This is a genomic window from Mesorhizobium sp. M7A.F.Ca.US.002.01.1.1 (genome assembly GCF_004022955.1).
GTDB lineage: Bacteria > Pseudomonadota > Alphaproteobacteria > Rhizobiales > Rhizobiaceae > Mesorhizobium > Mesorhizobium ciceri.
The window spans coordinates 1-6,909 of the sequence record NZ_RZQE01000319.1; the positions used below are offsets into that span (position 1 = coordinate 1).

The following is a 6,909-nucleotide window of genomic DNA, read 5'->3' on the forward strand; positions in this document are numbered from 1 at the left end:
CCGCCAAATGCTTCCAGCGGCGGCTGGGTCGACGCGGATGGGCGGGCTGGAAGGCTCGAACCGGCGGTGAAGGCAAACATGGCTACGGCGGAACAGTCCTGACGGAAAACGGGATGATTGTCGCATCCTTCGTTTTCGAGGATGCGCTGCGCGCCGACGCTAGAACAGCCATTGATCAACTGCACAATGCGGGTCTGCACGTGGAGATGCTCTCGGGCGACACCGCCAAAGCCTGCTCGGAGGTTGCGGACGTTCTGAGTGTCGATGACTTCGTCCCTTGCCTCCTGCCGTCCGGCAAGGTCGAACGCATCGAGAGTCTGGCGAGAGACGGGCACAAGGTCCTGATGGTTGGCGACGGGCTCAACGACACGCCGGCGCTGAGCGCTGCGCATGTCTCGATCGCGCCCGCCACGGCCGCCGACATTGGCCGCAATGCAGCCGACTTCGTTTTTCTGCGCGAAAGCCTCCTGGCCATCCCACTGGCGCTGGACGTCTCGCGCCAGGCAGGACGCTTGATCCGGCAGAACATCGTCATCGCGATCGTCTACAATGCGGTCGCGGTACCGATCGCCATCCTCGGGCACGTCACGCCTTTGATAGCGGCGGTCGCCATGTCCGCCTCGTCGCTGCTTGTCATTGGCAATGCGCTGCGCCTGCGCTCGTCAGAGCCAATTTCACCGGCCAAGAACATTCGCCGCGAAAGACTGGCCAACGCCAACGAACTGGTCGGATCGTCATGACCACTCTCACTTACCTCATACCTGTCGCGCTTTTTCTGGGCGCACTCGGCCTGTCCGGCTTCCTGTGGGCGTTGAGAAGCGGTCAGTACGAGGATCTCGACGGCGCGGCGGAGCGCATTCTCATCGAACGCGACGACGGCGCGGAGAGTGCCCCCCGTTCCAAGTGACTCAGATCAAAGCGCCGCGTGTCGCAATGTCCCATCGTCGTCTGACAAAAATCAGGAGGTGAGCATGCAAGCCGAAGCCATAATGACGAAGCCAGTCATCACAACGGATGCGAACGCGACGATTGCCGAAGCAGTCGAGCTCATGCTCTCAAACAAAATAAGCTGCCTCCCGGTAACGGGCAGCGACGGTGCCCTTGTTGGCATTGTAAGCAAAAGCGACTTCTTGCGCCGAGAGGAACTGGGAACTGAGCGGGCGCGTCCTCGCTGGCTGGAGTTTGATCTTGGCCCGGGCACAATCGCCGATGACTAATCGCGCTCGAACGGCCGGATCATTCATCAGGTGATGGTTACAAACGTCATTTCGGCGCCTCCAGGCGCCTCGATTGCTGATATTGTAAACTTGATGATGCAACACCGCATCAACAATGTGCCGATTGTCGATCGGGAAAGGGTCGTCGGAATCGTCACGCGAACTGATTTGCTACGTGTCCTGATCCGCACCACGTCGAAACAGGGCACCACGCCACCCGATGACGACCTGATCCGCAAGGCTATACTTGCCGAGCTGCAGGGACAATCGTGGGGCGGTGGTGACTTGATTGATGTTAGGGTCAGCGACGGCGTCGTCGAACTGACCGGGGCGATTGTCGACGAGCGTCAACGGAAAGCTGCAATCGTTGCAGCGGAGAACGTTGCCGGCGTCGGGCAAGTCAAGGACAGCCTCTTCCTCGGTACAGATCCGCTCTCCGTGAGGATGGTTTCGTAGCTGCGGAAAAGCGGGGACGCAAAGAAGAGTCCTGTTGGGTTCTGCTCGCTTCCTACATCGCTTGGATGTGAGGCCGTTGGCGCCTCCTGCGGCGTGTAGCGCCCTTCATGCTTGGCGAGCACGCTGTCGGCAGGCGCACTGACGGAAATGCGATGGCCGTTGCCCTCTGTCGAGGTGGGCTTGGCCACCTTGCAAACTCAGATCTATCTGCAGAACGATACCGGCGGCTGATCTTCAGAGAGCCGCCAGTGACTGCGCAGGCTTGCAGAAAGATGCGACACCAAAACTGCAGCATATCAAACTTGGCTCACAAGACTGACGCAATCCGAGGGCTGTTGTTTCTGGGATTAACATCCGCCAATTTGCGCCAGCGCAAAGAAACGCTGCGTCAGGTCCGATAGTTTCTACTCATCCGCAACGGTAGAAAGACAGGAGACTGACATGATCACGCGACGCGAGGCCCTTTTCGGAGCAGCCATTGGCGCTGCCGCCGTGGCGGCATTGCCGGCATTTTCGGCAACGGTGACAAAGGCAGACATTCAGGGGCTCCCCCGGGAAAAGATCAAGCTCGTGGCGCCGCCGTTCGTGCATCCGCATCACCAGATCGCCGAGGGCGGACCGAAGATCCTCGAGTTCACCATGTCGATCGAGGAAAAGCCTGTCGTCATCGACGCCGATGGCACGAAGCTCAATGCGATGACCTATGCCGGCTCGATCCCCGGCCCGCTGATGGTCGTGCACCAGGACGACTATGTCGAACTGACGCTCATCAACCCCGATACCAACTCACTCGCCCACAACATCGACTTTCACGCCGCGACCGGCGCTCTGGGCGGCGGCGGTCTCACGCTGATCAATCCCGGCGAACAGGTGACCTTGCGCTTCAAGGCGACGCGGACGGGAACGTTCGTCTATCACTGCGCCCCTGGTGGTCCGATGATCCCTTGGCATGTCGTCTCCGGCATGAATGGCGCAATCATGGTGCTGCCGCGCGACGGACTCAGGAACGACAAGGGCGAGCCGGTCAAATACGACAAGATCTTCTACATCGGCGAGAGCGACTTCTATATTCCGCGCGACGAGAAGGGCAATTTCAAGAGCTACGAATCGGCCGGCGACGGCTACGACGACATCGTCAAGGTCATGCGCGGGTTGATCCCGACGCATGTCGTGTTCAACGGCAAGGTCGGATCCCTGACCGGTGACAACGCCATGAAAGCCAAGGTCGGCGAAACCGTCTTGATCGTCCATTCACAGGCCAACCGCGATACGCGACCACATCTCATCGGTGGACACGGCGACTATGTTTGGGAACAAGGAAAATTTGCCAACCCGCCGGCTAAGGACCTGGAAACCTGGTTCATCCGTGGCGGCTCGGCGGGCTCGGCGCTCTATACGTTCCTGCAGCCCGGTGTCTACGCTTACGTCAACCACAATCTGATCGAAGCCGTGGAACTCGGGGCGACCGCTCACTTCATGGTCGAGGGCGATTGGGACGACGACCTGATGACACAGGTCGAGGCGCCTAAACCCATCGCCACCAACTGACGGCACTCCAATTTGCCCGGACGGCGATGCTGTCCGGGCATGGACAAAAGCCATGTCTTCTTTCACCCTGAAGGTTGTTTCGGTCGCCATGGCGGCCGCGACGGTGCCAATGGGCTTGTCCTGGCTCAACATCGGCTGGAGCGGACATCGACCGCCCCACTCTGCCGCCACGACAGTCACCTTGGACCCTGGCTCGATCACCTATCCCCTGCCGGGCGAGTACCTGAGGAATGGACGCCCGCAATCAAATCCCCGGCTCAGCCGACAGTTCAACGAACCCATCGAAATCATGACCTATCAGGTCAGCGTGTCAGACTATGCGAGCTGTGTTGCGGCTGGCGGCTGTCAGACAGCACAGGAGACGCGCGCGATCGCGCCCGGTGCTCCCGTTACCGGAGTGAGTTATCTCGACGCCAATGCCTACGCCCAATGGTATTCGAAGGCGACAGGCGACGACTGGCGGCTGCCGTCCGATGAGGAGTGGGCGTTTGCCGCGGCGGAGCGGTTCGCAGGAGAATTTGAGGGTGTCGAAAACGATGCCAGCAACCCTGCCAGGCGTTGGCTCACCAGCTACCAGGCCGAGGTGGACCTCAATCGCAAACCGGATCCCTTGCCCAGGAGCCGTGGCTCTTTTGGAGCGAATTCGCGCGGCCTCTACGACTTTTCCGGTAACGTCTGGGAGTGGACGTCGACCTGCTATGTCCGCACCACGTTGGCGGCGGATGGGACCGGTGTTGCCAGTTCCGTCGACAATTGCGGTGTCCACGTCCTTGAAGGGCTTCACAGAGCCTACATGTCGAACTTCGTCAGCGACGGGAAAAGCGGAGGCTGTGCTGTTGGCACGCCTCCCGACAATCTTGGATTCAGGCTAGTCCGGGACCATCGAGGGTGGGCGAACCGTTTCCTCGGCCACCTCGGCATTGCGTGAAAAAAGAGCAGCGGCTGTTCCATCGCGTTTCGACTGTCACCTGCTCTCCCCGTCGCCTCACCGTGCCTTTGGCGTCATCAATGCGGTTCCGTAGATCAGGGTGAAGCCGGCAAATGCCGCCACCCATGCGGTGCCGGCCATGTCGATCACCACGTCATAGGGCAAGAAGGCGGCCAGGATTCTAAATGATCCCGCGAGAAGGACGGCCACGAAGATGAACAAGGCGCCTTTCCCGGCCTTGAGCTTTTGCCCGGTGTGCCCAAGCGTCGCGCGGATCATCACGGCAAGCGTCATTGAACCTACCGCACCAGTGCCGAGCGCGTGAAGTCCTGCCGCCGCCGGTACGGCATCGGGAAAGAAGATCGACGCCGAGACCAAGGCAAGACCGACCGGCACGAAGGTATAGGCAAGATGGAGAACCAGCACCAACGGATCCCGCAGTGTGCGCTCGCCGGCCCAGCGCGACAGACGCCACGCCTGGCAGACTGCGGCGACGGTCATAAGCGTTCCTGACGCGCGGTGGTCGGGAGCGAACGTCCACGCTGCCAGCGCCATGCCTGAGATGACAAGCGATGCGATGTCGAAACGCTCGAATGGGGCCGGCAGCCTGCCCGGATTTTCGCGCACGAGCCAGTTACGGGTGAAGCTTGGAATGATGCGCCCACCGATCAGCGAGATGAGCATGATCGCCGCAGCCATGCCGAGCCTGAGGCTGATGGCCGATGTGCCTTGAAGGTGCGCCTCGATGTGGAACGCGCCGTTGGCGCCCGCCAGAACGCCAAGCGGCAGCAGCACCTTGAGATTGCGCCAATTGCGTCCGGCGACGATCTCGCGTGCCGCCGCCGCTGCGACCGCAAGCAGAAAAGAGCCATCGATCACAGCCGCTGCTTCCCAGCCGATATCCGTCGAGAAGAAGACAGCGGCGCGTCCGGCAAGCCACAGGACAACCAGCGCCAGCAGCGGCAGGCCTTGCACGGGCAGCCGGCCGGTCCAGTTGGGAATGGCGGTCAGCAGGAACCCGGTGACGATCGCTGGCAGATAGCCGAACAGCATCTCGTGGATGTGCCAGTCGACGGGAGCAAAAACACTATGAGCATCGAGTTCGCCCGCATACACCGGCAGCCAAAGCAGAATTGAGAGCGCGGCATAAAGCGACCCGAGGAAGAAGAAGGGCCTGAACCCGTAGGAAAGAAATGCAGGCCCGATGTAGGCCCGATGGCGAGGAATTCCCATGATTTGCATCCTTCAAACGAGCAGGGCCGGATGAACCGCCGTCCTCGGTCCATCCGGCCCGCACCTGCCCTTTCATGGAGCAGGCATGGGTGTAGTCGATTGCTGGTCAGTTGGCGGGAATCTGAGTGAACAGATCGGCGAACACCGTCTTTGCTTTGCCTGCGTGCTTGACCGCCTTGGCGGCATCGAGGTTGACCGGCTTGCCGACAACGATCAGTGCGACCATGCCCATGCCGTAATGGGGTGCACATTTGACGCCGTAGACGCCCTCCTTCGTCAGCGTGACAGTGATTTCCTCGCTGGGCTTTCCCTTGAAAGGCTCGGCGCCATCCGGAAGCATGCCCTTGATCGACTCGGCATCATGCGTCTTGTCGGTCGGTACGAACTTCACGGTGTCGCCAGGAGCCGCCTGGACGAAGTCCGGCTGGAAAACCATTGCGCCTTTTTCACCCTTATTGAGCATTTGCACTACATGCTCTGCGGCACTTGCGCCGCTGGCGAGCGCGAGGATGGTGACGGCGGCGGCGAGGATGGAGAGTTTCATCGGTTTGTCCTTTGTTTCGTCTTCGCGGCATTGCGCCGTTCCATGCCATCTAGCCTGATTGGCCCGTGGGCAATTTGCGCTGGCGCAAACTCGGGGTAAGAAAGATCTCCCGCATGACTGATGCGGAACCGTAGGGCTGTGAGGGATCCGCTTGGCTGCGCTGGACCGATCGCTGATATCGCGGCTGCCCCTCTTCCAAGGGATGGCGCCCGAAGAGCAAAGCGAGATTCTCAGAAGTGCCCGATCGTCACGCTACGCCAAAGACTCAATGATCTTCGAGCAGGAAGCCGAAGCCCATTCCTTCTTCGTGCTGATCGCCGGGCACATACGGGTGGTCCGCACAACGCCGGACGGACAGCAGGTCATCGCCAGATACATCAGCGAAGGCGAGATCTTTGGCGTCGCCGCGGCCCTCGGCCGGACGACCTACCCTGCCAGCGCAGTCGCGGCGGTGGACTGCGTGGTGCTGGCCTGGTCAAACGATCTGTGGCCTGATCTGTCGAGACGCTTCCCCCTGTTTGGGGCAGCCACCTACAGGACGGTTGGAAGCAGGCTGCAGGAGACGCAGACGCGGGTGGTGGAGATGTCCACGGAACAGGTAGAGCAGCGGGTTGCGCATGCGCTTCTACGACTGGCTAACCAGACCGGCCGAAAGACTGACAGTGGCATTGAAATCGACTTCCCGATTTCGAGACAGGACATTGCTGAGATGACGGGAACGACGCTGCACACCGTCAGCCGGCTGCTCAGCAAATGGGAAGAGAACGGAATAATTGTCAGCGGGCGCCAGAGGGTCACGGTCAAAGATGCGCATCGCCTTGTCGTTCTCGCGGAGAATCGGGAAAAGGACTGACAGTCATCGTTCTCCTCGAATGGCAAATTCGAGTTCGACCAGAAAGTCGCCCTCATCGACTTGATGTTCCCGGCATGCCTCAGTCACCGTATGGAAAGCGCCTATCGGGCAGCCGACGCAGAGCATCTTG

The 6,909-nt window shown here is 60.5% G+C and carries 9 protein-coding genes; 7 read left to right on the forward strand and 2 right to left on the reverse strand.

The window, feature by feature from the left end; genetic code table 11:
• From EN932_RS24955 to EN932_RS24975, 6 genes are all read left to right on the forward strand, one after another.
• Positions 1–740, forward strand: a 740-nt coding sequence (locus EN932_RS24955) for an HAD-IC family P-type ATPase (protein ID WP_128369136.1), incomplete at its 5' end; no start/stop codon positions are given.
• A complete protein-coding gene (ccoS, locus tag EN932_RS24960) occupies positions 737–907 on the forward strand; it encodes a cbb3-type cytochrome oxidase assembly protein CcoS (RefSeq protein WP_127365823.1) in 171 nt (56 codons plus the stop codon). The genes EN932_RS24955 and ccoS, both read left to right, overlap by 4 nt.
• 64 nt (positions 908–971) lie before the next feature.
• Complete coding sequence (locus tag EN932_RS39765) at positions 972–1,217, forward strand: CBS domain-containing protein (protein ID WP_348630211.1); 246 nt, start codon at positions 972–974, stop codon at positions 1,215–1,217.
• Between the two features lie 33 nt (positions 1,218–1,250).
• A complete protein-coding gene (locus EN932_RS39770; protein ID WP_348630212.1) occupies positions 1,251–1,673 on the forward strand; it encodes a CBS domain-containing protein in 423 nt (140 codons plus the stop codon).
• A gap of 441 nt (positions 1,674–2,114) precedes the next feature.
• Positions 2,115–3,221 carry a copper-containing nitrite reductase gene (gene nirK, locus EN932_RS24970; protein WP_127365825.1) on the forward strand — a complete coding sequence of 369 codons (1,107 nt, stop codon included), beginning with the start codon at positions 2,115–2,117 and terminating at the stop codon, positions 3,219–3,221.
• A gap of 52 nt (positions 3,222–3,273) precedes the next feature.
• Complete coding sequence (locus EN932_RS24975) at positions 3,274–4,149, forward strand: SUMF1/EgtB/PvdO family nonheme iron enzyme (RefSeq protein ID WP_127365826.1); 876 nt, start codon at positions 3,274–3,276, stop codon at positions 4,147–4,149.
• Between the two features lie 57 nt (positions 4,150–4,206).
• Here EN932_RS24975 and EN932_RS24980 read toward each other — a convergent pair whose 3' ends face one another.
• Positions 4,207–5,382: an NnrS family protein gene (locus EN932_RS24980; protein WP_128369137.1), complete on the reverse strand. Its 1,176-nt coding sequence runs from the start codon at positions 5,380–5,382 to the stop codon at positions 4,207–4,209.
• Between the two features lie 106 nt (positions 5,383–5,488).
• Complete coding sequence (locus EN932_RS24985) at positions 5,489–5,926, reverse strand: pseudoazurin (protein ID WP_127365827.1); 438 nt, start codon at positions 5,924–5,926, stop codon at positions 5,489–5,491.
• A gap of 151 nt (positions 5,927–6,077) precedes the next feature.
• On the opposite strand from EN932_RS24985, the gene EN932_RS24990 reads away from it, so the two are divergent.
• Entirely contained in the window at positions 6,078–6,779 is a 702-nt protein-coding gene (locus EN932_RS24990; RefSeq protein ID WP_128369138.1) for a Crp/Fnr family transcriptional regulator, read from the forward strand.
• The last annotated feature ends 130 nt before the right edge of the window (positions 6,780–6,909 follow it).